This window comes from Flagellimonas okinawensis, from assembly GCF_029194005.1.
Taxonomy (GTDB): Bacteria; Bacteroidota; Bacteroidia; order Flavobacteriales; family Flavobacteriaceae; genus Flagellimonas; species Flagellimonas okinawensis.
In genome coordinates, this window is sequence record NZ_JARFVA010000001.1 from 385,323 (window position 1) to 412,142 (window position 26,820).

General features: G+C 39.7%; 25 protein-coding genes and 1 other RNA gene. 17 read left to right on the top strand and 9 right to left on the bottom strand.

The window, feature by feature from the left end:
• Positions 1–200: 200 nt before the first annotated feature.
• Positions 201–920, top strand: a complete 720-nt coding sequence (locus PY091_RS01845) for a hypothetical protein (RefSeq protein WP_275648052.1) — start codon at positions 201–203, stop codon at positions 918–920.
• Here PY091_RS01845 and PY091_RS01850 read toward each other — a convergent pair.
• A complete protein-coding gene (locus PY091_RS01850) occupies positions 917–2,545 on the bottom strand; it encodes an ABC-F family ATP-binding cassette domain-containing protein (protein WP_275648053.1) in 1,629 nt (542 codons plus the stop codon). The genes PY091_RS01845 and PY091_RS01850 overlap by 4 nt on opposite strands.
• 172 nt (positions 2,546–2,717) lie before the next feature.
• Between PY091_RS01850 and PY091_RS01855 the strand changes: the two genes are divergently transcribed.
• The gene (locus tag PY091_RS01855) at positions 2,718–4,106 is read left to right on the top strand and encodes a TlpA family protein disulfide reductase (protein ID WP_275648054.1); all 1,389 of its coding nucleotides are present in this window, start codon (positions 2,718–2,720) and stop codon (positions 4,104–4,106) included.
• Between the two features lie 56 nt (positions 4,107–4,162).
• On the opposite strand, the gene fsa is transcribed toward PY091_RS01855, so the two are convergent.
• From fsa to ffs, 3 genes are all read right to left on the bottom strand, one after another.
• Complete coding sequence (gene fsa / locus PY091_RS01860) at positions 4,163–4,819, bottom strand: fructose-6-phosphate aldolase (protein WP_275648055.1); 657 nt, start codon at positions 4,817–4,819, stop codon at positions 4,163–4,165.
• A gap of 39 nt (positions 4,820–4,858) precedes the next feature.
• Positions 4,859–5,668, bottom strand: coding sequence for an SDR family oxidoreductase (locus tag PY091_RS01865; RefSeq protein WP_275648056.1), 810 nt, complete (start codon positions 5,666–5,668; stop codon positions 4,859–4,861).
• Positions 5,669–5,692: 24 nt separating this feature from the next.
• Positions 5,693–5,791, bottom strand: an RNA gene (gene ffs / locus PY091_RS01870) — signal recognition particle sRNA small type.
• A gap of 98 nt (positions 5,792–5,889) precedes the next feature.
• On the opposite strand from ffs, the gene PY091_RS01875 reads away from it, so the two are divergent.
• The 7 genes from PY091_RS01875 to PY091_RS01905 all read left to right on the top strand — a co-directional run bounded on the left by PY091_RS01875 (position 5,890) and on the right by PY091_RS01905 (position 12,692).
• On the top strand, positions 5,890–6,933 hold the full coding sequence (locus PY091_RS01875; protein ID WP_275648057.1) for a glutaminyl-peptide cyclotransferase: 1,044 nt from the start codon (positions 5,890–5,892) through the stop codon (positions 6,931–6,933).
• Positions 6,933–7,325: an acyl-CoA thioesterase gene (locus PY091_RS01880; protein ID WP_275648058.1), complete on the top strand. Its 393-nt coding sequence runs from the start codon at positions 6,933–6,935 to the stop codon at positions 7,323–7,325. Before PY091_RS01875 ends, PY091_RS01880 begins: the two co-directional genes overlap by 1 nt.
• Before the next feature lie 376 nt (positions 7,326–7,701).
• Positions 7,702–8,436, top strand: a complete 735-nt coding sequence (locus tag PY091_RS01885; RefSeq protein ID WP_275648059.1) for a LytR/AlgR family response regulator transcription factor — start codon at positions 7,702–7,704, stop codon at positions 8,434–8,436.
• A gap of 138 nt (positions 8,437–8,574) precedes the next feature.
• Positions 8,575–8,748, top strand: a complete 174-nt coding sequence (locus tag PY091_RS01890) for a hypothetical protein (protein WP_275648060.1) — start codon at positions 8,575–8,577, stop codon at positions 8,746–8,748.
• A 318-nt stretch (positions 8,749–9,066) separates the two neighbouring features.
• On the top strand, positions 9,067–11,151 hold the full coding sequence (locus tag PY091_RS01895; protein ID WP_275648061.1) for a tetratricopeptide repeat-containing sensor histidine kinase: 2,085 nt from the start codon (positions 9,067–9,069) through the stop codon (positions 11,149–11,151).
• 34 nt (positions 11,152–11,185) lie between these two features.
• Positions 11,186–11,854, top strand: a complete 669-nt coding sequence (locus PY091_RS01900) for a response regulator transcription factor (protein ID WP_275648062.1) — start codon at positions 11,186–11,188, stop codon at positions 11,852–11,854.
• Between the two features lie 175 nt (positions 11,855–12,029).
• On the top strand, positions 12,030–12,692 hold the full coding sequence (locus PY091_RS01905; protein ID WP_275648063.1) for a hypothetical protein: 663 nt from the start codon (positions 12,030–12,032) through the stop codon (positions 12,690–12,692).
• 20 nt (positions 12,693–12,712) lie between these two features.
• Here PY091_RS01905 and glyA read toward each other — a convergent pair whose 3' ends face one another.
• The gene (gene glyA / locus PY091_RS01910; protein ID WP_275648064.1) at positions 12,713–13,987 is read right to left on the bottom strand and encodes a serine hydroxymethyltransferase; all 1,275 of its coding nucleotides are present in this window, start codon (positions 13,985–13,987) and stop codon (positions 12,713–12,715) included.
• A 251-nt stretch (positions 13,988–14,238) separates the two neighbouring features.
• Here glyA and PY091_RS01915 point away from each other — a divergent pair, with 251 nt between their 5' ends.
• Positions 14,239–15,423 (top strand): hypothetical protein, encoded by a 1,185-nt coding sequence (locus tag PY091_RS01915; protein WP_275648065.1) that lies wholly within the window; start codon positions 14,239–14,241, stop codon positions 15,421–15,423.
• A 74-nt stretch (positions 15,424–15,497) separates the two neighbouring features.
• On the opposite strand, the gene ytxJ is transcribed toward PY091_RS01915, so the two are convergent.
• Positions 15,498–15,887, bottom strand: coding sequence for a bacillithiol system redox-active protein YtxJ (gene ytxJ, locus PY091_RS01920; RefSeq protein ID WP_275648066.1), 390 nt, complete (start codon positions 15,885–15,887; stop codon positions 15,498–15,500).
• A 142-nt stretch (positions 15,888–16,029) separates the two neighbouring features.
• Here ytxJ and clpB point away from each other — a divergent pair, with 142 nt between their 5' ends.
• Positions 16,030–18,630, top strand: coding sequence for an ATP-dependent chaperone ClpB (clpB, locus tag PY091_RS01925; protein WP_275648067.1), 2,601 nt, complete (start codon positions 16,030–16,032; stop codon positions 18,628–18,630).
• Between the two features lie 121 nt (positions 18,631–18,751).
• Positions 18,752–19,348: a TetR/AcrR family transcriptional regulator gene (locus tag PY091_RS01930; RefSeq protein ID WP_275648068.1), complete on the top strand. Its 597-nt coding sequence runs from the start codon at positions 18,752–18,754 to the stop codon at positions 19,346–19,348.
• A gap of 111 nt (positions 19,349–19,459) precedes the next feature.
• On the opposite strand, the gene PY091_RS01935 is transcribed toward PY091_RS01930, so the two are convergent.
• Complete coding sequence (locus PY091_RS01935) at positions 19,460–20,863, bottom strand: PorP/SprF family type IX secretion system membrane protein (protein ID WP_275648069.1); 1,404 nt, start codon at positions 20,861–20,863, stop codon at positions 19,460–19,462.
• 73 nt (positions 20,864–20,936) lie between these two features.
• Between PY091_RS01935 and PY091_RS01940 the strand changes: the two genes are divergently transcribed.
• A complete protein-coding gene (locus tag PY091_RS01940; RefSeq protein WP_275648070.1) occupies positions 20,937–21,461 on the top strand; it encodes a histidine phosphatase family protein in 525 nt (174 codons plus the stop codon).
• Here the strand turns inward: PY091_RS01940 and PY091_RS01945 are convergent.
• Positions 21,458–22,201 (bottom strand): DUF6503 family protein, encoded by a 744-nt coding sequence (locus tag PY091_RS01945; RefSeq protein ID WP_275648071.1) that lies wholly within the window; start codon positions 22,199–22,201, stop codon positions 21,458–21,460. The two genes, PY091_RS01940 and PY091_RS01945, sit on opposite strands and share 4 nt — an antisense overlap.
• Before the next feature lie 80 nt (positions 22,202–22,281).
• Between PY091_RS01945 and smpB the strand changes: the two genes are divergently transcribed.
• Entirely contained in the window at positions 22,282–22,743 is a 462-nt protein-coding gene (gene smpB / locus PY091_RS01950; RefSeq protein WP_275648072.1) for an SsrA-binding protein SmpB, read from the top strand.
• Here smpB and PY091_RS01955 read toward each other — a convergent pair.
• Positions 22,740–23,381 (bottom strand): protein-L-isoaspartate(D-aspartate) O-methyltransferase, encoded by a 642-nt coding sequence (locus PY091_RS01955; protein WP_275648073.1) that lies wholly within the window; start codon positions 23,379–23,381, stop codon positions 22,740–22,742. The two genes, smpB and PY091_RS01955, sit on opposite strands and share 4 nt — an antisense overlap.
• A gap of 115 nt (positions 23,382–23,496) precedes the next feature.
• Between PY091_RS01955 and PY091_RS01960 the strand changes: the two genes are divergently transcribed.
• From PY091_RS01960 to PY091_RS01970, 3 genes are all read left to right on the top strand, one after another.
• A complete protein-coding gene (locus PY091_RS01960) occupies positions 23,497–24,462 on the top strand; it encodes a Gfo/Idh/MocA family protein (RefSeq protein WP_275648760.1) in 966 nt (321 codons plus the stop codon).
• Between the two features lie 52 nt (positions 24,463–24,514).
• Complete coding sequence (locus tag PY091_RS01965; RefSeq protein ID WP_275648074.1) at positions 24,515–25,402, top strand: 3-hydroxybutyryl-CoA dehydrogenase; 888 nt, start codon at positions 24,515–24,517, stop codon at positions 25,400–25,402.
• A gap of 177 nt (positions 25,403–25,579) precedes the next feature.
• Positions 25,580–26,815, top strand: a complete 1,236-nt coding sequence (locus PY091_RS01970; protein WP_275648075.1) for a DUF1015 domain-containing protein — start codon at positions 25,580–25,582, stop codon at positions 26,813–26,815.
• Positions 26,816–26,820: the final 5 nt, after the last annotated feature.

The following is a 26,820-nucleotide window of genomic DNA, read 5'->3' on the forward strand; positions in this document are numbered from 1 at the left end:
TTTATAGGGCTTATGCTTTTTAGTATGGTTATACGATTAACTACCAAAAACTTCGATAAGATACATCTTTTTTAATGACATACAGGCTGTTTTTCTTATCGCTATTTTCATTTAACATAACCTTAACATATCGTTTTTATGACAAAAGTCATAAACGAAAATTCAAATCATTAAATTTGAGTGTATTACTAAAAAATAGCATGATTTTGAAAGGAACAAATATTGAGCACAAACTTCAAAAAGCAAGAAATAAGAAAGCTAATAGTGATCAAATTTTGATGGAAGTCCGTCAGATTTTGACAGAAGATTCAATAAAAGAGGATAAGATTTCCGAGCAACTGAAATCAAAAAACAATTCTCACGGCAATAATTTTGATTTTGACCTTCTGGAAACCGATAAAATCTTTCATATTGATCAGATCAAAGAAATTTGCATCGATTACCGATTGCGTTTTTTGAGTAGCTCCTATTTTAAAGGTGAAATCCCTCAAAGGGCTATTTCAAAAATCAAACATTTAGAGGCGGCCCATAATATCGAGATCCAAGGATTTAAAATTATGGCTCCTTCCAAACTTTTTAAACTGGAAGACAAAGATGACCCTTTACTCTTTGCACCTATTGGGAACGATTACTACTATCTGATCCATAAATGGGGCAACGACCTGCATCCCTTAAGAAAGTTGTTCGCTTGGCCATTCAAAAACATAGCCAATCTGGTCCTTGTAGTTCTTATGATCAGTTACTTGGTCACCTTAATGGTTCCGGAAGGCCTCTTTTCCAAAAAAAGTACTACGGCCGAATTCTGGATCATTTACTTCTTTATGTTCAAATGCATAGCATCCATAGTTATTTTCTACGGATTTGCTTTGGGTAAAAACTTTAACCCAGCTATTTGGAAAAGCAAGTATTTTAATGCCTAGGCCGTAACGGAATACATTTTTTCCCGCTGCTCTTTAATTGACTTGTCAGACATATAATCGTCAAAGGTCAAATAACGGTCAATAGCTCCGTTCGGGGTCAACTCAATGATCCTATTGGCTACCGTGTTCACGAATTCGTGATCGTGGGTGGTAAGTAGAATAGTTCCTTTAAAGTTTTTTAACGAATTGTTGAAAGCTGTAATGCTTTCTAGGTCTAGGTGGTTTGTAGGCTCGTCCAAAAGCAGCACGTTGGCACGAAGCATCATCATACGGCTCAACATACAACGTACTTTTTCACCTCCGGAAAGAACCGTACATTTTTTAAGTGCCTCTTCTCCACTAAATAGCATTTTGCCCAAGAAACCTCTAATGTAAACCTCTTCTCTTTCCTCTTCGGTCTTTGCCCATTGACGAAGCCAATCCACAAGGTTGACATCATCCTTGAAGAAATCCGAATTATCCGCGGGCAAATAAGATTGGGTAGTAGTTACCCCCCATTGATACTTACCGCTTTCGGGTTTTATCTTATCGGCAATTATATCGTAGAATGCCGTGGTAGCTCGAGAGTCTTTGGATAAAATGGCTACTTTATCTCCTTTGGCCAAGTTAATGTTCACATCTTTGAACAATAAATCGCCATCTTCCGATGTAGCCGTTAATTTCTCCACGTTCAAAATTTGGTCCCCGGCTTCGCGCTCTCGATCAAATATGATGGCGGGATATCTTCTGCTGGAAGGCTTAATATCTTCGACCTTAAGCTTATCCAACATTTTTTTACGTGAAGTAGCTTGTTTACTTTTTGCAACGTTGGCGCTGAAACGTTGGATGAATTCTTGAAGTTCTTTGGCTTTTTCCTCCGCCTTTTTATTCTGCTGTGCTCTCTGTCTCGCTGCCAATTGACTACTCTCGTACCAAAACGTATAGTTTCCTGAGAACAAATTGATCTTACCAAAATCAATATCCGCAATAGTGGTACAAACAGCATCCAAAAAGTGCCTATCGTGAGACACAACGATTACGGTATTATCGTAGTTGGCCAAGAAGTTTTCCAACCAATTAATGGTTTCGTAATCCAAGTCGTTGGTAGGCTCATCCATGATCAGCACATCTGGATTACCGAAAAGGGCCTGTGCCAAAAGCACACGAACCTTTAGTTTTGAATCCAAATCTGCCATGTTGGTATAGTGTAGGTCTTCTGAAATACCAAGGTTGGAAAGCATAGCCGCTGCATCGCTATCGGCGTTCCAACCATTCATTTCTTCGAACTTCACCTGGAGCTCCCCTATTTTTTCTGCATTTTCATCAGTATAATCCGCATACAGGGCATCGATTTCCTTTTTGATTTCGAACAAAGGTTTGTTCCCCATCACCACGGTCTCCAAAACAGGATATTCATCGTAGGCATTGTGGTTCTGTTCCAAAATGGACATCCTTTTTCCGGGTTCCAAGTGCACATGGCCCGATGTGGCGTCTATCTGTCCGGATAAAATTTTCAAAAAGGTAGATTTACCAGCACCATTGGCGCCGATAATACCGTAACAGTTCCCTTCCGCAAAGGTTACGTTAACCTCATCGAACAAAACTCTTTTGCCAAACTGTACGGATAAATTAGATACTGATAACATGCAACTATCTTTATTTTTTTGCAAAAGTAGCTAAATAGGATTCGTAATTCTAATTTAAATGCGCATATTTAAACGATAGAAAAACACCGTTTAACAACATTTAACTAGCCATTAACAAGTTTAGCTTTAAGGGTTGCTTATTTTTGATAGTCAAATGAATCGTTCCCTATATATGGTAAGATTTTTACTCAGCCTCACCTTAACTTCACTCATTGTTTCGTGCTCTGGTACTCCAGAAGACAGTACGGCAGTTTATTTCGGTGGGGAAATTGTTAACCCTACAAGTGAGTATGTGGTGCTTTACCACAACGATTCCTATGTGGATTCTGTTAAATTGGACGACAGCAATCACTTTGCATTTAATTTGAATGGGATAGATGATGGGCTTTATCATTTTGATCATTCTCCCGAGTTACAATATGTTTACCTTTCCAAAGGTGACAGCCTTTTGGCACGTTTGAACACTGTTGAGTTCGACGAATCACTGGTTTACTCTGGAAAAGGAAGCGAAATCAACAACTTTTTGATAGAGATTTTCTTGACCAATGAAAAAGAGGAATCGTTGATAAAGGAATATTACAATCTCACCCCAGAGAATTTTAGCAAGAAAATCGATTCTCTTCACGAAGAAAAAGTAGCTCTTTTAAAAGAACTGAACATAGATAATCAGTTTAAGCCAAAGGCTCTTGCCATGGCTCAGGCTTCCATTGATTATAATTCATACATTAATAAAGAAAAATATCCTTTCTACCATAAAAAAGAAACCGGTGAAGAAACTATACACGAACTTGGGGAAGAGTTTTATGGATACCGAAAAAACATAGATCTCAATAATAAGGACCTAACCTTTTTTAGGCCTTACTTTGATTTTATGAAATGGCATTTTGGCAACATGTCCTACATGACATGCCTTGAAAATTGTTCCACCGACAAACAACCTGTTAGTGATCGTTTGCATTTCAACAAACACAAGCTTACACTGGTCGACAGCATTGTAAAACAAACAAAGCTCAGGGATATTTTGTTCCGAAACGTGGCTATGGACTATTTGCTCAGGGAGCACACGCCCAGCGAAGAAGCTACTGTATTCATTGAAAAGTTTAAAACCCTTTCCACAAATCAGGAACACCAGGAGGAAATAGACCTGCTTTACAACGGAATCAAAAACTTGCAGCCAAACACTACCATACCAAATATTGGGGTGAGAAATTTTGAAAACAACGAGGTTTCCTTAAAGGATTTGGCAAACAACAAGAAAAATACCGTGTTTTATTTTTGGACGGCAGACCAAAAAAGACACTTTAGAAATGTTAACCAGCACATTACCTCACTCGAAGAAAAATACCCACATTACAACTTTATTGGTATAAACCTCAGGACCAATTTTACTCAGTGGAAAGAACTTATGGATGAGTATAAATTGGACAAGAACAAGCAATTCTTTGGGGAGAACTTTAAAGAACTGCAAATGGCCATGATTATCGACGGGCTCAATAAGTGCATCATTGCCAAGGACACCGTTGTGGTAGACGGTTTTGCCAACCTTTACACATCCTTATAAAAAAAGAAGCCCCGAATTTTCATTCAGGGCTCTCAAAGTTTTATCCAGAATCTTTATTAGGAATTTCCCTTTTTATAATCTTCCAAGAATTTGGCCAAACCAATATCTGTTAATGGGTGCTTCAACAATCCATCAATAGAAGAAAGAGGACCGGTCATAACATCGGCACCAAGTTTTGCACAATCAATTACGTGCATCGTGTGTCTTATGGAAGCTGCCAATATCTGGGTGTCAAAATCATAATTGTCATATATCAAACGGATTTCCGCGATTAGATTAAGTCCATCCGTAGAAATATCGTCCAACCTGCCCAAAAAAGGAGAAACATACGTAGCTCCTGCTTTTGCGGCCAATAATGCTTGCCCTGGAGAAAACACCAAGGTGCAATTGGTACGTATACCATTATCGGAAAAATATTTCAATGCTTTTACACCGTCTTTGATCATGGGGACCTTAACAACGATTTGTTCGTGCAATTCGGCCAGCTCCTCGCCTTCCTTCACCATTTCGCTAAACTCTGTAGCCACTACTTCAGCGGAAACATCGCCATCTACAATGTTACAGATATCCACATAATGCTTTAAAATATTATCCTTTCCCGTAATTCCCTCTTTCGCCATTAGGGAAGGGTTGGTGGTAACTCCATCCAAAACACCAAGTTCTTGGGCTTCCTTAATTTGATCAAGGTTGGCAGTATCAATAAAAAACTTCATTTCTAAGTATTTATAATTTGTTCACTAATACTTGTAAAATTACAACTTATAATGGTTGAGCAGTAATTTTTCATAGACTTTGTCCGGCAACACATTCTTTAGCTTCAATGAGAACTTTTGCATAAATGCCCCCACAGGGTTGTGTACGTTGGGATTCTTTTGATTGATGATTTTAAACACAGCCTCAGCCACTTGAATTGGATCTCCCCCACTATCTACATCATCATTGATAGCCTTTAGTGTTTGTGAATATTTTTCTTGATAGGCAGACCCCTCAATAACTGGAGAATGATACCTGCCCGATGCTATATTGGTTGCAAAATCCCCTGGTGCCACATTGGTAATGGTAACACCAAAATCTTTGGTTTCCATCCGTAAGGCCTCCGTAATGAGCCCTAACGCACCCTTTGTAGCGGAATAGAACCCGCGATAGGGCAATCCCATATAACCAGCTATGGATGTTATATTAATAATGGCTCCCCCACCCTGCTTGCGCATTTGTGGCAGCACGGCCTTCATTACGTGCACAGGTCCGTGGAAATTGGTATCGAACACATGAAGGATTTCCTCGTGCGGTGTTTCCTCGATAGGACCCGTGATTCCCACACCCGCATTGTTGATCAATACATCTAACCTGTTTTCCTTGGAAATTACATGGGAAACGGCATTTTCAATGCTGTTCACATCCTTTACATCCAACTGTACAAGTTCAAATTCCTTAAAATCGGGGTAATTATTTGGATTGCGGGTAGTACCATAAACAGTAAATCCTTTTTGCGTTAAGTACGTTCCAATAGATTTACCAATACCTGAAGAACCACCGGTGATCAGTACAACTTTTTTATCCATGATCATCTGATTTTTGGGTACAAAAAAAGGCAAGCTACCTACATCGCACCGCTACGACCACATACCCTTGCTGCGTTCCCGCCCTGGGGGATTCTGCAGGAGCTGGTCGTGTAGGACTTGCCGAGTGCAAATATACGACCTTTTAAATTTGTGGCAATCCCAATTCATTCTTAATTTCGGTGTTTTACGATTAACAATTTATGATACAAGCAATAAGAACAATGGGCAAACTTTTTACCATAACAGGGGCATTGCTCTTCTTTTTGGCCTGTGGCGATAATAGCGACCCTGCCAAAAATTTTTCCATTCAATTGGAAAACAAAGCAATACAACAAAATCAACAACTTGGTGTGGCCTTAAAGAACAAAAAGGATGTCCAAATATCGGACCTGCACTATTATATTGATGGGGAAGAGATGCCCGTTGAAAATGGCAAATTAACCTTGAACTTACCCACGTTGGGCAACAAGACCTTGATCGCCAAATTTAAAATTGAAGAGCAGACGGTTGAAGTTGAAAAGGACTTTAGATTACTTTCTGCCAAAGCACCCGAGGTATACACCTATGAAATTGTAAACAGCTATCCGCATGATACCGGGGCATACACACAAGGTTTGGAGTTCCATAACGGCACCTTATACGAGAGCACAGGCAAGAAAGGTGCTTCCACTGTTCGTAAAGTAAATTTTGAGACCGGTGAGGTGATTCAAAAAATTGAAATGGATGCATCCGTATTTGGGGAGGGCATTACCATTATGAAAGATAAACTATATCAACTGACATGGCAGAGCGGAATGGGGTATGTTTACGATATATCCAATCTCGAAAAAATTAAAAACTTTACCTATGGTAAAAGTCGTGAAGGATGGGGGTTGTGCAACGATGGCCAAAAAATATACAAAAGCGATGGCACCGAGAAAATATGGATTCTGGACCCGGAAACCTTGGAGGAACAAGCTTATATAGAAACGGTGACCAACAAATCCATATTTAACAAGGCCAACGAACTGGAATATGTGAATGGTAAGATTTATGCCAATGTTTATCAAAAGGAAAGCATGATGATCATTGATGCCACTTCTGGAGCCATTGAAGGTGTCATTAATTTTGGTGGACTCAAAAGCAAAATAACAAAAGGTCCTGAATGGGACGAGGGCAACTCGGTATTGAACGGGGTAGCTTTTCATCCAGAAAGAGAGACCTTTTTTATCACTGGTAAAAACTGGAATAAATTATTCGAAGTCAAAATCAGTAAAAAACAATAATGAAAATTTACTCGGAGACTTTTGATGTAATCCCCTCGGACCTGGATGAACTGAACCATGTAAATAATATTAGGTATGTAGAGTGGATACAGGATATTTCCAAAAAACATTGGACCCATGTTACCACGGATAAGATACAAGAATCCATGGTCTGGGTAGTTAGAAATCATAATATCACATACCACAAATCGGCGATATTGGGTAATACGATTTTAATAAACACTTTTATCCAAAGCAACAAGGGGCCTATCTCCACCCGTGTGGTGGAAATTAAAAACAAAGACACCAACGAATTACTGGTAAAGGGTATTACCGAATGGTGTCTTTTGGATGCCCAAACATTTCGTCCCAAAAGGGTCCCAGAAGAGGTGCAAACTCTTTTTATGAACTAAATAGTTCCAAAAACAGCAACTAAAATGCTGTATTTCATCGAAATAAGCTCAAAAACCCTATAATCCGACCTTTAAAATTTTGAAGCGGGCATAACAAATTGTAATATAGTAGTGAACCAAACACGAACTAAACCTATTTGTTGAACCTGCTAAACACAAACTTTACCCCTTTTTACCCTTCAAATTTTCCAAAATTCAGCTCCAAAAAATCGAACTAAAAATCGGTGTGCTAATTACAGTTAATCCGATTTTAACGATTTTTTATGGAAAAGTGTAGGAAAATAGCCCGATTTAGGGAGAAACCCATAGTTTTTTTAAGGGAAAACTGTAATGAGTTTTTTTTGTGCGTTAGTAACTTGCAATCAGCAAATTGCACATGGAATACACCTACAACATAATTGACTCGGATGCCTCTTCGAAGCTTCAATTGCAGCTTTATTTGGAAGAGTATGATGATTTGGTGTGTGCCGAGGTAGATACGAACGCTTCAGCCGGATTGAATTCCATATTAAAATACAACCCGGACCTCGTACTTATTAATCTGGGAGAAGACGGTATGGACTATTTTCAAATGGTTACCGAACTTAACCAATACATGCAGACCCTACCACTTATAGTAGGTTATGCGAAGACAAAGAAGTACGCCTACAATGCAATTAAAAGTGGATTTTTTGATTATTGGATATTGCCCCACAACGAGTTCGATATCCGTAAGACCATTTTACGTTTAAGAAAACTTCACCCAAAACAAGATACCCCTTCCACCATCTGCCTTAAATCATATAAAGATTACAGGTATTTGGACACCAATAATATACTTTATTTAAAGTCCGACAATAACACAACAGATTTCTTTATGAAAGATGGAAGTGTTATCAGCGCCTTCAAAACTTTGAAATCTTTTGAGGAAAAATTGCCCAAGGATTTTATTCGGGTCCACCAGAGTTATATTATAAACAGTAGGTATGTGTCACGTATCAACTATGGCAAATCCATTTGCAGTCTCAACCACGGTAAAGAGGAAGACCTCCCCTTCTCCAAAACCTATAAAGATAAGGTAGACCAGTTAAAGCAAATGCTCTCCAAAACGGCCACAAAAGCCCTTAATTAGCAAAATTCTTGCAGATTATCGAAGAATTCTAGCAGATTGTCTAGGAATACTACGCCCTTTCCAAAAGTACCTCCCTTGCTCTAAATGCCACATACTTTAGCAGCATAAACTTAATACTTACACGAAAAACCTATTATTATGAAAAAAGTACTTAGCATTTTAGCCATGGCATTATTGACTGTAGGATTCTACTCTTGCGAAACTGAAACTGACGTTCAAGATACAGAAGCCATGTTCGAGCAACTTACTATTGATCAAAACGCTACCGATGACGACGAGATTAATCCTGATGATCGAGGTGACAACGAATAATTAACAATGATTGCTGTATTAACCACAACCAATTTATTTCGCTATTCTATTACTCTATCTATCTTGCTTATAATGTTATTTTTCTTAGAAGATAAATCTATAACATTGGATAAAAAAGATATTGGTGATACATATAAAAAGAAAACGTTGATGAGTGATGTTCGAATAGGTATTTCAAAAAACAATATCTTACGATTACAACGAAGCAACGAGGACAACCGCCAGTTATAGTAGTTGTTCAAAATAGAACTAAGCCCCAAGCATATTATGTTTTGGGGCTTTTTTGTTACCTTGGATTATTAAACGAAGCCTTTTAGTTTGAAAAACACAACCTTTTTAATCTTCCTACTTATTTTTTGGGGATGTTCACAACATCAACAAAAAGAGACTGTCGATAGTAATCCTGAACTCGATTCCATACAAGAATTATTAACAATTGCCAAAAAAGCAAAAGAATTATCATCTGAAGACAGAAAAGCTTATTTAAAAGAGGCAGAAGAAAAAGCTTTGGCCTTGCCCAAAGACACTTTAAGGCTAGAAGAACTCTCTAAAATTTCTTTGGCCTACAAAAATATTAAGGATTCACTAAACTTCAGAAGGTCTAATAGGCAACTTCAAGTCTTATCAGAAGAAGTTGCGGCGAATAGGATTTCTGGGTATGCGCATTGGGACTTAGGTAGTTTTTTACAATCGCATGGGGTCATGGATAGTGCATTCTATCATTACCGTAGTGCTTTTAACCAGTTTGATAAACTTCCTGTCGATTCCACCTCCAAATCGCTAAAAGCACGTATGTTTTACAATATGTCAAGGGTGCAAGATTCTTATAAGGATTATCTGGGGGGAGAAATCAATGCTACGGCTGCCGTTGAAATATTTGATGAACTGGAAGATAATTACAGATTGTTCAATGTGTATAATATGTTAGGGGTATTGGCCAATGGAATGGGAGATAGTAAAAAATCTATCGATTTTTATAATAAAGCCATCGAATATTTAAACAAAACGGATAGGCCAGATAAAGACATTTTACTATGGAAAATTCAAAATAATATTGCGAGCAACAATATGAACGAGGGCAATTATGATGAAGCTATTAAACTATATGACCAACTTCTATTGAGCATGAGTACAGTGGTCGACCCACCTAGTACCTATGAAAAAGCCTTGGGCAGCCTCGCATATTCCTTGTTTAAAGCAAATAAAGATATCTCTCGTGCCGAAGAACTCTTAAAGCAAGCTTTTGAGCGCAATTCATTAAATGGAGATTTATATGATAGGGCCAGACTTCATAATTTCAATGCAGAACTACTTGCTGAAAAAGGCGAAACACCAAAAGCAATCGAACAAGCAAAGTTGGCCTTTGCAATTTCACGGGAGACCTACAATAATGATAGATCTCTAGAAGCACTGAAGCTATTGACCAAACTAGACACGGCCAATGCTTCGGCGTATGCGGAAGAATACTATCTTTTGGATGAGACCATAAGCGAGGAAGAGCGTACCAAACGGGACAAATTCGCTCGTATTCGCATGGAAACCGATGATATTATCGAAGAAAACCAAATCCTTTCCAAGGAAAAGCAAGTTTGGGTGGGTACTGCCCTACTGCTAATCATTTTTGGTATGACATTTATGGTGATTGTTTCCCTTTACGTAAGCAACAACCAATTAAAATTTAAACAGCAACAGCAGGAGAGCAATCAGGAAATCTATAATTTAATGCTGGCTCAACAGGGAAAACTGGAAGAGGGCAAGCAATTGGAACAAAAACGTATTTCCGAAGAACTGCACGATGGTATTTTGGGGGAAATGCTCGGTATACGACTCATTTTAAGCGGATTGAACGAACGTGAGGACCCCGCTAGTATTCAGCAACGGGCAGCCCTAATAGAAAAATTACAAGAGGTGGAAGAGGAAATACGTACGATTTCACATGAATTAAACCACGCTTCGTACGAAAAATTTCATAATTTTATTGTGTCGCTGGAAAGCATGATACACGATATTGAAAAATCCTCAGGTATGTCATGTTCCTTCACCTACGACCACAAGGTGCCATGGGACAACCTGTTGGGCGACATTAAAATCAATGCCTACAGGATTATTCAAGAATCGTTGAAAAACTGCGTCAAACATGCGAAAAGCAAGAATGTTAGCATTTCGTTCCGATCGGTAGAAGATAAATTAAAGCTTACCATTTCCGATGATGGAGTCGGTTTTGACATCAATCGGAAAAAGAAAGGAATCGGTTTAAGAAACATAATATCAAGAGCCAAAAAAATAAAAGGTGAATTGGATATAGACAGTAAACTAGGGCAAGGGACCACCATTAAATTGACGATTCCAGTAAAATATGTGGATGTCCAACCCTCTAAAGAAATTGATTTTATAAATGTATAGCCCCCAAAACACAAATACAGTAATAGAACCTACAATGAAAACTCTGAGAATATTAGCCATAGACGATCATGAAATGACGATGCTCGGGTACAAATTCATACTCGAAGGCATCCAGTTCGATGGTTATAATATTATAGTGGACACGGCAACATCCTACCATTCCGGAAAAAAATTGATTGAGGATTCCGTGAACACCTTTCAGTACGATATTTTATTCTTGGATGTACAATTGTTCGCCCCCAACGAAGATCAGCCATACACGGGCGAAGATTTGGGCATATTGGCCCGCAAAATTGTACCGGATACCAAAATCGTTTTCATGTCCTCTTTTAGCGATAATTTCAGGATAAACAGTATCCTAAAATCAGTGGATCCAGATGGTTATTTGGTAAAGACCGATATTGATCCAAAAACTCTGGAAGATGCGGTAAAAACCATTATGCTCGACCCACCTTATTACTCATCCAAGGCATTAGGAGCCATAAGAAAGAAAATGGCTAACGATATAGAAATAGACGAAAAGGACAAGCAGATACTTTATCATCTATCCAAAGGGACAAAAAACAAGGATTTGGAGAAGTATATAAGGCTTTCCCCCTCCTCCATTGAAAACAGAAAACGACATTTAAAAACCTTGTTCGGAACAGAAAATGAAAACGATCTAGCCCTGATTTTGGCAGCAAAAAACAGAGGTTTTATTTAAGCAGTTTTAGAATAACATTGACAACTTGGAACACTTTGTCAATTATTAAAAACTAAAACTAACTAAAAATCCTACAAACAAGGGAAAACCCCCAGAATTTTTAAGGATAATCTTTAATCGCGTGCAAAAGATTCATCCTAACTTTATGTTGAAAGAAAATTAGAATTCTATCAACATGTCGTTCTCCTACAATTACAACGGTAACAACAACCAATCTGGACCCAAAATATTTGAAGGCACTGAAGGATTGGATGAATTTATCAAAAACCTGGAAAGGTACTTCTTTGCAACAGCAAAACTCAGTTGCAAACAAGATGTTGTGCACAACAAGCTGGATTTGATTGTTGAACTACATTTTAATTTTAGTATTTCTGATTGTTTACGCCATTTCAACAATGGAGATTGGGGCAGTTACAGTATTTCCCAAGAAAGTAGTATCAACATGTCGACCACTATGAGCAGAGCCCTTAAAACGCTCAATGAAAAAAGTACCTACCCTGCCGATATATTGGAAACTTCCTTGCATTTTACGGACACATCCATAGTGATAAGTAGACTGTATGCCAACAGTATTCCCGAGCATATCGGAGAAATTATTTCCACAATAAGCAAGCATTTCGTCTACTTTACCAAAGGGCTGACAGAGATGCCCTATGAGATTTTTGTCCCTATTTTTGAAGACAAGGAAGTGCTTGACAACCAGGAAAAATCCTGCGCAGAAACAAGTTATTACGAATACTGGGGCCTCTATTTTGACAGTAGTCAAGAACACGAAGCCCTAATCTATTCGTTGGATAAAAAGAGATTTTACGAGGAGAGCATTTTTCTCTTCGAATAACAATATTCCACTAGCAAATACTAAGCACTGAACAAAGGTCGCGATTTCATCAAATCGTTGACCTTTTGTTTTATTTCAGCAACTTTCTTCTCGTTTTCAGCATCTGTGATGATCTCGTCGATAAAGCCAACAATGGTTTCCATATCAGCTTCTTTTAGACCTCTTGTGGTAATGGCAGAAGTACCAAAACGGATTCCCGAAGTAATAAATGGAGATTTATCATCAAATGGTACCATATTCTTGTTGGCGGTAATATCCGCTTTTACCAATACCTGTTCCGCTTCTTTACCGGATATATCCTTGTTTCTTAGGTCGATCAACATCATGTGGTTATCGGTTCCTCCAGAAATCACTTTGTAATCCTTATCCATAAAGGCTTTGGCCATGGCTGCTGCGTTTTTCTTTACTTGAACCATGTAGTGCAAGTAATCATCGGTAAGAGCTTCGCCAAAGGCAATGGCCTTGGCAGCGATAATGTGCTCCAAAGGTCCTCCTTGGTTTCCTGGGAATACCGCCAAATCCAATAGACCCGACATTTTCCTCAAGTTTCCGTTCTTAAGTTTTATACCAAAAGGATTATCAAAATTTTCTCCCATTAAAATAAGACCACCTCGAGGGCCACGTAGTGTTTTGTGGGTCGTAGTAGTAACAATATGGCAATGTGGTATTGGGTCGTTCAAAATACCTTTGGCGATCAAACCAGCAGGATGGGAAATATCCGCCAACAAAATAGCACCTACACTATCTGCGATTTCACGGAAACGCTCAAAATCCATATCCCTGGAATATGCCGAGGCACCCGCTATGATCAATTTAGGTTTTTCCTTATCGGCTATTTCTTGAATCTTGTCATAGTTTAACATTCCAGTCTCCTCATCTACACCATAAAAGACTGGATTGTACAATTTACCAGAGAAATTTACAGGCGAACCATGGGTCAAATGCCCTCCGTGGGACAAATCAAAACCCAAAATGGTATCTCCAGCGTTTAGGCAAGCATGATAAACCGATGCATTGGCCTGTGAGCCGGAATGTGGCTGAACATTAGCATAAGCCGCCCCAAACAATTCCTTTGCACGATCTATGGCCAATTGCTCCACTTGGTCCACCACTTCGCAACCACCATAATAACGTTTTCCGGGATATCCCTCTGCATATTTGTTCGTAAGTACGGAACCAGCTGCCTCCATAACTTGAGGACTTACAAAGTTCTCTGAAGCAATTAGTTCAATACCTTCTAGCTGTCTTTCCTTTTCTTGCGCTATCAGTTCAAAAATCTTGTGGTCTCGTTGCATGTTGCCCATTGTTTAATTAAGGGCGTAAAATTACGAATTGACTGGGGATTTATAAGTAAAAAAATGTGATGCCGGCTATATTTTATCAAACAGAAATTAACAATTCTGTGAAAATCAAAATTTATGTTCCGCCCATTATTTACAAGGCTTTTTAAATAAAATATACTACCGAACATCCTTTTTCGTTTATATGGTGAGGATTTTTGGCACAGCTATTGAATTCCATATCACAACCAATAAAATCGTTCCATATGAAAAAACTTATACTCTTAACAACAGTTTTAGTTCTTGCCGCATGTGGCGGGGTGAAAAAAACGCAAGAAGCCCTAAACACGGGCAATTACGGAACAGCAATGAACAAGGCCATTAAAAACTTGGCTGAAAACAAGACCAAAAAAGGACATCAAGAATACATCCTTTTACTGGAAGAGGCATTTGCGAAAAATGCTGCGAGGGAACAGCAAGAAATTTCATTTCTTCAAAATGATGGCAATCCAGCCAATCTGGAGAACATCTACAACAAGTACCTGCAGTTGAAACAGATTCAACAACGAATCAGACCATTATTGCCTCTCTATATCACTGATGAAGGACGTAATGCCGAGTTCAACTTTGTAAATTACGACAACAAAATATTGAATACCAAGGATGACCTTTCTGAGCATTTGTACCAAAATGCCTCTAACTTGTTGGCGTCTGCCAAATACAAAACGGATTACAGGACGGCCTACGAGGATTTAAAATATTTACAGGAAATCAATCCGGGGTATAAGGAGACTGTTGCCAAAATGGACGAGGCCTACAATAAAGGTTTGGAATTTGTAAGAGTAGATATTGCAAACCAGACCCAACAAATAATTCCTGAGCGATTGGAGTCCGAGCTACTGGATTTTAATGCCTTTGGCATTGATAACTTTTGGTTGCAATACCATACCAATCCACTTGAGAATGTTACATATGATTACGCCATGAACCTAGATTTTATGGAAATCAACGTGTCCCCGGAACGCATCAATGAAACCCAGGTGATTAAAGAAAGACAAATCAAAGATGGTTGGGAATACCTATTGGATCGGGATGGTAATGTGGTAAAAGATAGTTTGGGCAATAAAATAAAAGTGGATAAAATGAGGACAGTAACCTGTAAACTGTTCCAGTTCACACAAACCAAGACTGCTCAAATTGGTGCTAAGGTCAGTTTCACGGATTTGAGAAGCGGACAGGAAATCAACTCCTACCCCCTATCCAGTGAATTCTTGTTCGAACATATTTTCGCCAACTATCAAGGTGATAAAAGAGCTTTGGAAGACGATTTAATGTTGTACCTAAATGCAAGGGAAGTTCCATTTCCGTCTAACGAACAAATGGTCTACGACGCTGGTGAAGACCTTAAATTGCGACTCAAGAGCATCGTCTCAAAATATCAGTTCAATTAAAAGATTGTGTCACATCGAGGGCAGTCGAGATATCTTAAGTTCTCGACTGCCCTCGAACTGACATATACTTCCTTTTATAAATACTTTGTAAAATCGGTATCCGAAATTGCACCGTGCGAAGTATGAAAAACTACCGCTCCATTTTTAACAACCAACAACTGGGGAGATTCATGCCTAACTTCAAATTTCTCCGCAATACCATTGGAGACATCCCTATGCTGTTGTATCGTTAAAAAGTAAAGGTCTATATCCAAGTCCATATCATAAGACTCGGTAAACATGCTCAAAACCATTCTGCTGATACCGCAGGTGCTGGAATGCTTGTAAATCACCTGAGGTCTGGTGTTCGAGTTCTCAACTATTGCTTCCAATTGATCCAAAGATTCCAATTGAATCCATGGCAGTTCTTTCTTTTCCGTATTGGTTTTCTCTTTCTTTCCGAAAACGCTGTCAAATATTCCCATAAAACAAATTTACAGGATAAGTCGGGAGAGAACAAAAAGCTTACAACTGACTAAATGTCTTGTCTTTACTGATTTTATCGGACATTTTGACTGTAGTTATGCAATGGTAGGGTTGTTGACATAGTAGAGAAAAACAACGACTATGAACTTTAATAATTTTACAATAAAATCACAGGAAGCCATTCAAAGGGCCCAGCAATTGGCCCAAGAATTTGGGCATCAACAAATCGAGAACGAACACTTGTTCAAGGCCATTGCCGAGGTCGATGAAAACGTGCTGCCATTTATATTAAAAAAACTGAATGTCAACACCAATCTTATCAACCAAATATTGGACAAGGAACTCCAAAGCTTTTCGAAAGTTTCGGGCGGGGAAATAATGTTGTCCAGAGAAGCTGGAAAAACCGTCAACGAAGCAAGTATTGTTGCCAAAAATATGGGCGATGAATACGTTTCCGTAGAGCACTTGTTATTGGCCATTTTCAAATCCAAGAGTAAAATCGCACAAATCTTAAAAGATCAGGGTGTGGCCGAGAAGGATTTAAAGGCAGCCATACAGGAACTACGCAAAGGTGGCAAGGTCACCTCTCAAAGTGCAGAGGAAACCTACAACTCCTTGGACAAGTATGCCAACAACCTGAACCAACTTGCCGATAGCGGTAAATTGGACCCAGTAATCGGTAGGGATGAAGAAATCCGCAGGGTGTTGCAGATCTTATCCAGACGAACCAAGAACAACCCCATGTTGGTTGGTGAGCCCGGTGTGGGTAAAACAGCCATTGCCGAAGGTTTGGCGCACCGAATCATCCAAGGAGATGTTCCCGAAAACCTTAAGGATAAAGTAATTTACTCCCTAGATATGGGTGCACTTATTGCAGGTGCAAAATATAAAGGTGAGTTCGAGGAGCGTCTTAAAGCAGTGATCAAAGAGGTAACCTCATCGGATGGGAACATTGTTCTGTTTATTGATGAGATCCATACTTTGGTGGGAGCTGGTGGTGGACAAGGCGCTATGGATGCTGCAAACATCCTTAAACCAGCCTTGGCACGTGGCGAATTAAGAGCCATCGGTGCAACCACTTTGGACGAATACCAAAAGTATTTTGAAAAGGATAAAGCTTTGGAACGTAGATTCCAAAAAGTTTTGGTTGATGAGCCGGATACAGAGAGTGCCATTTCCATACTTAGGGGTATAAAAGAAAAATATGAAGCGCACCACAAGGTCAGAATCAAAGATGAAGCCGTAATTGGTGCGGTAGAGCTATCACAACGCTACATTACCAATAGGTTTTTGCCCGATAAAGCGATTGACCTTATGGACGAAGCTGCATCAAAACTTAGAATGGAAATCAACTCCAAACCTGAGGAATTGGATGTGCTCGACCGTAAAATAATGCAGTTGGAGATTGAACTGGAAGCCATCAAAAGGGAGAACGACAGTGCCAAATTAAAAACATTGAATTTGGAGCTCGCCAACCTTAAGGAGGAGCGTAATGAGATTTTTGCCAAATGGGAAAGTGAGAAAACCGTGGTGGACAATATCCAAAAAACAAAAGAGGATATTGAAAACTTTAAAGTAGAGGCTGAACGCGCCGAGCGAAACGGTGATTATGGCAAGGTGGCCGAACTGCGTTATGGGAAAATTAAAGAAGCCCAGGAAAGACTGGAGAAACTCCAAGACGAGTTGGCCGAGCAACAAACCGCAGGTACACTCATAAAAGAGGAAGTAACCTATGAGGATATTGCCGAAGTAGTTGCCAAGTGGACAGGTATTCCAGTAAACAAAATGATGCAGAGCGAACGGGAAAAACTGTTGAAACTGGAAGATGTACTGCACAAACGTGTAGTTGGTCAGGATGAAGCCATTATCGCGGTATCCGATGCCATACGTAGAAGTAGAGCTGGATTACAAGACGCCAAAAAGCCCATTGGATCCTTCCTGTTCCTCGGTACAACCGGTGTAGGTAAAACAGAGCTGGCCAAAACTTTGGCGGCCTATCTGTTCGACGATGAAAATGCCATCACCAGGATAGATATGAGCGAGTACCAAGAACGTCACTCCGTAAGCCGATTGGTAGGTGCACCTCCAGGATATGTAGGGTACGATGAAGGTGGACAACTTACGGAAGCCGTAAGAAGGAAACCCTATTCAGTAATCTTGTTGGACGAGATTGAAAAAGCACACCCAGACACCTTTAATATCCTGTTACAAGTATTGGATGAAGGTAGATTGACCGATAACAAAGGTCGTGTGGCTGATTTCAAGAACTCCATCATTATTATGACGAGTAATATGGGAAGCCATATCATTCAAGAGAAGTTCGAGGATGCCGTAGATGTAGAGAGTGCCTCAGAAGCAGCAAGGGTCGAAGTTCTGGGATTGCTTCGTAAGACCATAAGACCTGAATTCCTGAACCGTATTGATGACATCATCATGTTTGCCCCATTGAGCAAATCGGATATCAAGGACATTGTGGGATTGCAACTGGAAAACTTAAAGAAAATGTTGGCCAAGCAAAATATTACTCTCGATGCCACACAAGAGGCCATTGCTTACTTGGCTGCAAAAGGATTCGACCCTCAATATGGAGCGCGACCCGTAAAAAGATTGATTCAGAAAGAGGTCTTGAACAACCTTTCCAAAGAATTGTTGTCTGGAAAAATAACTTCGGACAGTATAGTTCTCTTGGATGCTTTCGATGATCAATTAGTGTTCAGAAACCAAAGTGAATTGGTGAATTAACGCCAAATCACATGTAAAATAAGCCCTTACTGTGTTAAAGTAAGGGCTTTTACTTTAAAAAATACCATACAGTATGTGATTTTTTATATCTTAGTTTCCACCATCACCAACCCTTACTACAATGACCAAAAAAGCTGAAAGAACCACTGCTTATATCATTGAGACCGTTGCACCCTTATTTAATAAGCACGGCTACATCGGAACCAGTATGAGCGACCTTACGGAAGCAACCGGGCTTACCAAAGGTGCCATATATGGAAATTTCGAAAACAAGGAGGCATTGGCGCTTTCCGCATTCGAATATAACCGCAATTTACTTTTAAAAACTGTTGACAATAAATTAGAAATTGGCGTAAATGCCATGGATAAACTATCCTCGCTTCTAAGTTTTTACAAGCAATACGATGTGTTCACCCTTCCAATTGGTGGATGCCCCCTGTTAAATGTTGGTGTAGATGCCCAAGGAAACAACAAATTGTTGGCCGCCGCGGTAAAAGAAACCATCAAGGAAATCGAGGGTAAAATTGCTTTGGTTTTGGAAAATGGAGCCAAAAAACAAGAAATAAAACTTCCAGTGCCCCCGTTACAGTTTGCAAAACAATTGTTCACCATGATTCAAGGTGCTGTAGCCATGAGCACCATGACACAAGACCGAAAATATTTGATCAACACCATCACTTATATGGAGTATTTGGTGAAGCAAGAACTTAACAAGTAAGGCCAACCTTCCTTTTTTCTTCCTATAAATCGAGGTTATACGGAGAAGTTCACATAATCAAATTTGCCACAAGATTTCTTCTTTTGTTTGAAATGATATAACTCGGTAAACTCAATTAGCCTTTACACGGAAGATCCAAGTCTTGTCGTCGTATTTGCCAAAAAACTTGCTATCCCTAGCTTTCCTGGCTTCATCCATAGTATTGTAGCGCTCCAAATACACATAATTATATTTATTGAAGCTCCTGTAGAATGATTTTGGCTCAAGTCCTTTTTCCTGAAGTGTCTTCATAAAGTTTTCGAAGTACTTTTTGGTTCCGTATACATTGGCAATCAAATAGAAACCGGGTTCCAGTCCATCTTCACTTTCTACCTCCTCGTAGCGTTCGTTGGGCAAAACCTCTACTTTTTGATTCTGCACACGAGCAATACTATCGCTTTTTCGTTGCAGTTCCAACTGTTCCTTAATACGCTGTACTTCTGCCAAGGAATCCCTTTCGCGTTCTGCACGCCTTCTTGCCTCGAGCTCTCTTTGTTCCTGCTCTATTCTTTGCTGTTCAATTTCTTCTTCTAAAGCTTCGTCTTCTTCAGGCTCCACTTTTTGCTTTTGCTTCGTTTTACCAAAATGATAGGATGCAACAATTTCAATAGTGGAATCTGTTTCACTTAACGAGCTGTCCGTTCCAAACTCCATTAAACCACCTATTGAAAATACATTCGAAATTGTGACCCCCAGTCCACCGGAAGGACCATAAAAACTATTATATCCCCCTTGTACCCAAAATTTAGAAGTGGACAGCAAACCGTTCAATCCAAATTGAGTGTCACCATTAGGAACAGTTTTAACATAGGCCACGGGACGAACAAATGAGTTGCCAAAGTTTTTTGAAATGGAAACCGGAAAATCGTTGCTTACTGTCCCTGTTATACTTTGAAAACTGTCCATACTATCACCATTGCCCGAAATATTAAACCCAACGGCATTTTCAAAAGCCAATCCCGCACTAAATTCGTTGACCAATAATCGCAATCCTGGTGAAAATTGGACCTTGAAACCTTCAAAATCTTCCAAAATTATAGGATCGGGAGCATCTCCTTGGATAAATTGCTCGTCGGCCACCGTTTGTTGATAAACAAAAGTATTTATGCCCGCCATCAAGCGCACACCCTTATCTAGCTCAAAGGTCTGGGCAAAGGTCAAATTACCTCCTGTATAAAGAAATATACCCGTATTATGTTGCAGAAATCCGGCTGAAGCGACCGCTGTAGAATTAATTTGATGGGTATAGTTGGCAAAAATGGTCGTTGGATCGCCATCAATGGTTTGCCATTGCCAACGGGTCCAAACAGAAAGTGAATTGGGATTATTCCAATCCATTGCATATGTTGGATTCCATAAACTGGAATTGAATTGAGTCAATGAATGCTGTCTAAAATCTGAAGGCAAAACAGGTTCTTGTCCCCTACCTGCAAAACAAAATGCCAATACAAACAAATAAATCAAAAACTTGGGCATACGAGAAAATGAAAATTAAACGTTACTTTTAAGCTAAATAACAAAAAAACACACGGGAACTTTAAATAGTACTATGCGAACTATCAAACCTCTAATTGCCCTTGCAATTATACTCGTTGGAAGTATCGGCTGCAAAAAAGATACGAAAATTGCAGAAGACCCTGTTATCTCCACCTTTTATTTTATCAGACATGCGGAAAAAGACAGGACCGACCCTGAAAACCCAGATCCAGAACTCAACCAGGACGGACTGGACAGGGCTATTCGATGGGCAGAGGTATTCGACCCAATCCCTTTGGATATGGTTTATTCTACCAACTATGAGCGGACGTCAATGACTGCAGCACCAACATCCATCAAAAAAGACATTGATATTAAATACTATGATCCTCGAAATTTAGATGTAGAGTCCTTTAAATTGGAAAATGAAGGTAAAAATGTACTTGTTGTAGGTCACAGCAACACTACACCAATGCTCGTGAACAAAGTTATTGGCATGGAAAAATACGAGCAAATGGACGATACCGACAACAGCAGCCTTTTCATTGTTCAAATAATTGATGGGGTTCCCACCGATATTAGATTAAAAATGGACTAATTCTCTGTTACGGTAATATTTTCAAGCTCAATTTTGCTTAATAGTTCTAGTTCCCCTTTATCAAATAGCTGTCCTATTTCCAGAATGTCCAAACCATCCGTTTTAGGTTTATAATTCTCATAATCTACAAACCGGATACCGTTGATATAGCGTTCGTTGTAAGCCTTTCTAAACCGTTGACCACCCCCGTTTACATGAAAGTCATACGCTAGATAATCAGGTTTAAATGATTCTATATCAAACCAATACAAATAGGTATCCTCAAAATCGTCACCTCCGCCCTGTTGGTCAAACGTTACCTTTACTTTGTAATATTCTTTGTTCTTGATGGTTTCTTTGCCTAGAAGTTCCTTGTTCACTGCGGCATCGTTTAAACCATAGGGCAAGCGTACAAAATAATGCACCGAGTTTATGGAATTGGCATATTTGACCGCCATGGTATCATGCACCATTACCAAGGAATCGTTCATATAACGTTCAAAGTCATCAGCTCGCTTAACATCAACAATCTGGGTAGAGTCCAAATCGGAAATTCGTTTAAAAACACGCTGCCCCTCGACATTTTCAGATGTGTAAGATTTGTCCCGAAAATCAAAAGTCACTTTGTAATCGTTAAACATTTTTCCTCCGCTATCGGCTATGGAATTATCCACGATTTCTTGCACGGTCAGTTCTTTTTTCGGTTCCTGCTTACAGCCAATGGCAAAAACAAGCATTAGGGGGATAAAAATTCTTTTCATGTGGTTGTTTTGGTACTTATTCGTAAAATCTACTATAACATTACAATTTTCTTGGCAAAGAGTTTATATTTTTGTGCCCAATGCAGCAAAATATCAACATAAAAAATAAAAGAGCTCGATTTGATTACGAAATTTTGGACACCTATACCGCAGGTATTGTTCTGGGGGGTACCGAAATAAAATCACTTCGACAGGGTAAAGCTTCCATTTCCCAAAGCTTTTGTGAATTTAATGACAAAGGTGAACTGTTCGTCGTCAACATGCAGATTGATGAATACAGCCACGCAAGTCATTTTAACCATGCCCCCAAGGCCGTTCGTAAATTGTTGCTCAATAAACGGGAATTAAAGAAACTTCAAAAGGAAGTTGCAACTACTGGGCTCACTATTGTCCCGCTCAAAGTTTTTATCAACGATAGAGGTTTAGCCAAAATGAATATCGGTTTAGCAAAGGGTAAAAAGCTCTATGATAAACGGGAAACCATAAAGGATAGGGATAATAAGCGCAATCTATCCCGAATCAAAAAGAGTTTCAACAACTAGTTTTTATCCTCCAACAAGGGAACAAATCGGAACGAACCGAACTCTTTTTTCTCAAACTCCTTTTCGGATTTACGAACGAACAAGGTCATAATTTGTTCATCCACACCAACGGGAATTACCAGCCTACCCCCTACTTTCAACTGGGATAAAAGTGGTCGTGGTACCTCAGGCGCACCAGCAGTCACGATAATTCCATCAAAAGGAGCTTCTTCGGGCAATCCTTTATAGCCATCACCAAAAATCATTTTCTTGGGACGGTAATGCATTTTATTAAAGAACAAGCGCGTTGTCTTGAACAACTCCAACTGGCGCTCAATAGTGTAAACTTTGGCGCGTAGATGCAATAAAACCGCTGTTTGGTACCCACTACCAGTCCCTATTTCCAATATTTTGGCATTGGGCTTCACCTCCAACAATTGCGTTTGAAAAGCCACGGTATAAGGCTGTGAAATCGTCTGGTCCGCACCAATTGGAAACGCCTTGTCCTGGTATGCATGGTCTTCAAAGCTGCTATCCAAAAACAGGTGTCTTGGAACAGTTTTAATGGCTTCGAGTACTTTTTTATCCGTAATACCCTTGGCCTCAACAATTTCGGCCAAGTTCTTGCGCATTCCCCTATGTTTGAGCGTATCCTTCATGGTGTATGGTCTGGTGGCACGAATTTAAAAAGTTCCCCAAAATTATCCCCTTAGTTCCTTTCAAAAATTTATGGAAAATGGCATCATATCCGTATTTTTGACGAAAACAGGTAATATGCTTAAAGTTGGTGTCCTGGGTGCAGGACATTTAGGAAAAATACACCTAAGGCTCTTAAACCAATCGGACAAATATGAACTGATCGGATTTTATGACCCAGATGAGATCAATGCCAAAAAAGTAGCCGCCGAATTTGGTTATACCCATTACGACAACATCAATAATTTGATAGATGCCGTGGATGTTGTGGACATTGTAACCCCTACCTTATCCCATTTTGATTGCGCCAAAAAAGCCATTGAAAAAGGTAGGCATATTTTTATTGAAAAGCCTATTACCAATACGCTTGAAGAAGCCGAAGAATTGTTGGAGCTATCCAAAAAGCACGGTGTAAAAGGGCAAGTTGGACATGTGGAGCGTTTTAATCCTGCGTTTATAGCGGTAAAAGGCAAAATCGAGAACCCCATGTTCATCGAAACCCATCGGCTGGCGGAATTTAACCCACGCGGAACCGATGTGCCCGTGGTGCTGGATTTAATGATACACGACATTGATGCCATTTTGAGCGTTGTTCCGTCCGAAGTGGAAAAAATAAATGCCAGTGGTGTTTCTGTGATAAGTCAATCTCCAGACATTGCCAATGCGCGTATACAATTCAAGAACGGCTGTGTAGCCAACCTTACTTCTAGCCGAATCTCTTTGAAAAATATGCGCAAGTCACGCTTCTTTCAGCGCGACGCATATATTTCCGTAGACTTCTTGGAGAAGAAAGTGGAAGTGGTAAAAATGAAGGACGCTCCAGAAAACCCAGGGGATTTTGATATGATTCTTCAAAATGCGGAAGGTGACAAAAAACAAATCTATTTTGAAAACCCCGAAATAGACGTCAACAATGCCATTTTGGACGAGTTGGAAACATTTGCCGATGCCATTAATAACGACACTACCCCAATCGTTAGTTTGGAACAAGGGACCAATGCACTAAAAGTGGCCCTTCAAATAATTGAGTCTTTTGAAAATTAATCGTCGTCAATCTCGGCTTTGCCCGAACTGACAACAATTTAAACAATATACTATGCAACAAATCGCAGTAATAGGTGCTGGAACCATGGGTAACGGAATTGCCCATGTTTTTGCCCAAAACGGATATAAAGTCAACTTGGTGGATATTTCCCAAGCCTCTTTGGACAAAGGAATGGCTACCATTACCAAGAATTTGGACAGAATGATTGCCAAAGAAGTAATCGACGAAGCCAAAAAAGAGGCTACACTCAACAACATCACTACCTATACCAACCTAAAAGATGGTGTTTCTGATATGGACTTAGTGGTTGAAGCTGCCACAGAGAATTTGGATATCAAACTCAAGATTTTCAAGGACTTGGATGAAATCTGCAAAGCAGAGACCATTTTGGCTACCAACACCTCCTCTATTTCCATTACGCAAATTGGTGCTGCCACCAATCGTCCAGAGAAAGTAATCGGGATGCACTTTATGAACCCCGTGCCAATCATGAAGTTGGTAGAAATCATTCGTGGATACAGCACCTCTGATGAAATCACGGAAACCATCATGGATTTATCCAAAAAATTGGGCAAAATCCCGACCGAGGTAAACGATTACCCAGGGTTTGTGGCCAATCGCATTTTGATGCCCATGATCAACGAATCCATTGAAACCTTGTATAATGGCGTGGCTGGCGTTCAAGAAATCGATACCGTAATGAAATTGGGCATGGCGCACCCCATGGGTCCTCTTCAATTGGCGGATTTTATTGGTTTGGATGTATGCCTTTCCATTTTAAATGTGATGTACGATGGATTCAAAAATCCAAAATACGCTCCTTGCCCCCTGCTCGTCAACATGGTAATGGCCGGTAAATTGGGCGTGAAATCGGGTGAAGGTTTTTACGATTACTCCGAATCCAGAAAAGCAGAAAACGTTTCCGCACAATTCAAATAGGATTCAAAGAACTTAGTTGTCATTCCGACAGAGCAATGCAACGAGGAATCTCTTAACTTTTAACCTATAAAGAGATTTCTCACTATGTTCGAAATGACAAAGAGCACTGGGTATTTTTAAAATAAAGTAGCGATAATTAATCATAAGGGGAGTCCCTTTAAATAGAAAACGAATTTCATGGCCATTGTAAAACCTTTTAAGGCCATCCGCCCTACAAAGGACAAAGCTTTTTTTGTTGCATCCCGCTCCTACGAAGAATATTCCAAAGAGGAACTGAAAGCGGTATTGCAGTACAACCCTTTTTCGTTTTTGCATATCATCAACCCAGGGTTCAAGTTCGAAAAGAACATCAAGGGAAAAGAAAGGTTTGGGTTGGTTCACAATCGGTATTTGGAGTTTTTGGAGGAGAACATCTTTCAAAAAGATGAGGAGCCCAGCTTTTACCTGTATCAAATTGAAAAAGATGATTTTAAGAGCTTGGGATTCTTTTGTGCCTGTAGTGTGGATGACTACAGGAGCAACGTCATAAAAAAACACGAGGATACCATTCAGGACCGCGAAGAGCTTTTTGCCGATTACCTTCATACGGTAGGTTTTAATGCAGAACCGGTTTTAATGACCTATGAGGATAATGAGCTGGTCGATGAAATCTTTCAACGTAAAATTGAACGAAAGCCCAAATACGACTTCACAACAACAGACAGGGTAAACCATAAACTTTGGAAAATCTCGTATCCCGAAGGGATTGAGAAACTGGAAAAGGCTTTTGGAGACCTCAATGCACTCTATATTGCGGATGGACACCACCGTAGTGCCTCTTCTAGCCTATTAGCAGATGTAAAAAAATCGGAAAACGAGAATCATACAGGAGAAGAAGCCTACAATTATTTTATGGCTTACTTGATTCCAGAGTCCCAAATGAGAATCTCCGAGTTCAACCGAATGATCAAAGATTTGAACGGGTATTCGAAAAAAGAGTTTCTGATTCAGTTAGACGAGCATTTCAGAATAGAGAAAAGGGAAGATGGGCTTTGCAAACCATCCAAAAAACATGAGTTCAGCATGTATTTGGAAGGAGAATTCTACACACTGCATTTCAGAAAAACCAATCATGAGTTTACCGATGCCTTGAGCAAACTGGACACCCAAATCCTGTACAAGACTATTTTAGAGCCCATTTTAGGCATCACAGACCTGAGGAATGATAAGCGGATTTGCTATGGTTATGGCAAAAACAACCTTATCCAAATGAAGGATATGGTGGATTCGGGCAGCTATGCGGTGGGTTTTAGCCTAGTACCCACAACTGTTGAAGAAATCAAGGCAATTGCCGATGCTGGTTTGGTAATGCCACCAAAAAGCACGTATATTGAGCCTAAGCTCCGTAGCGGGCTGGCTATTTATGAATTATAGAAAAC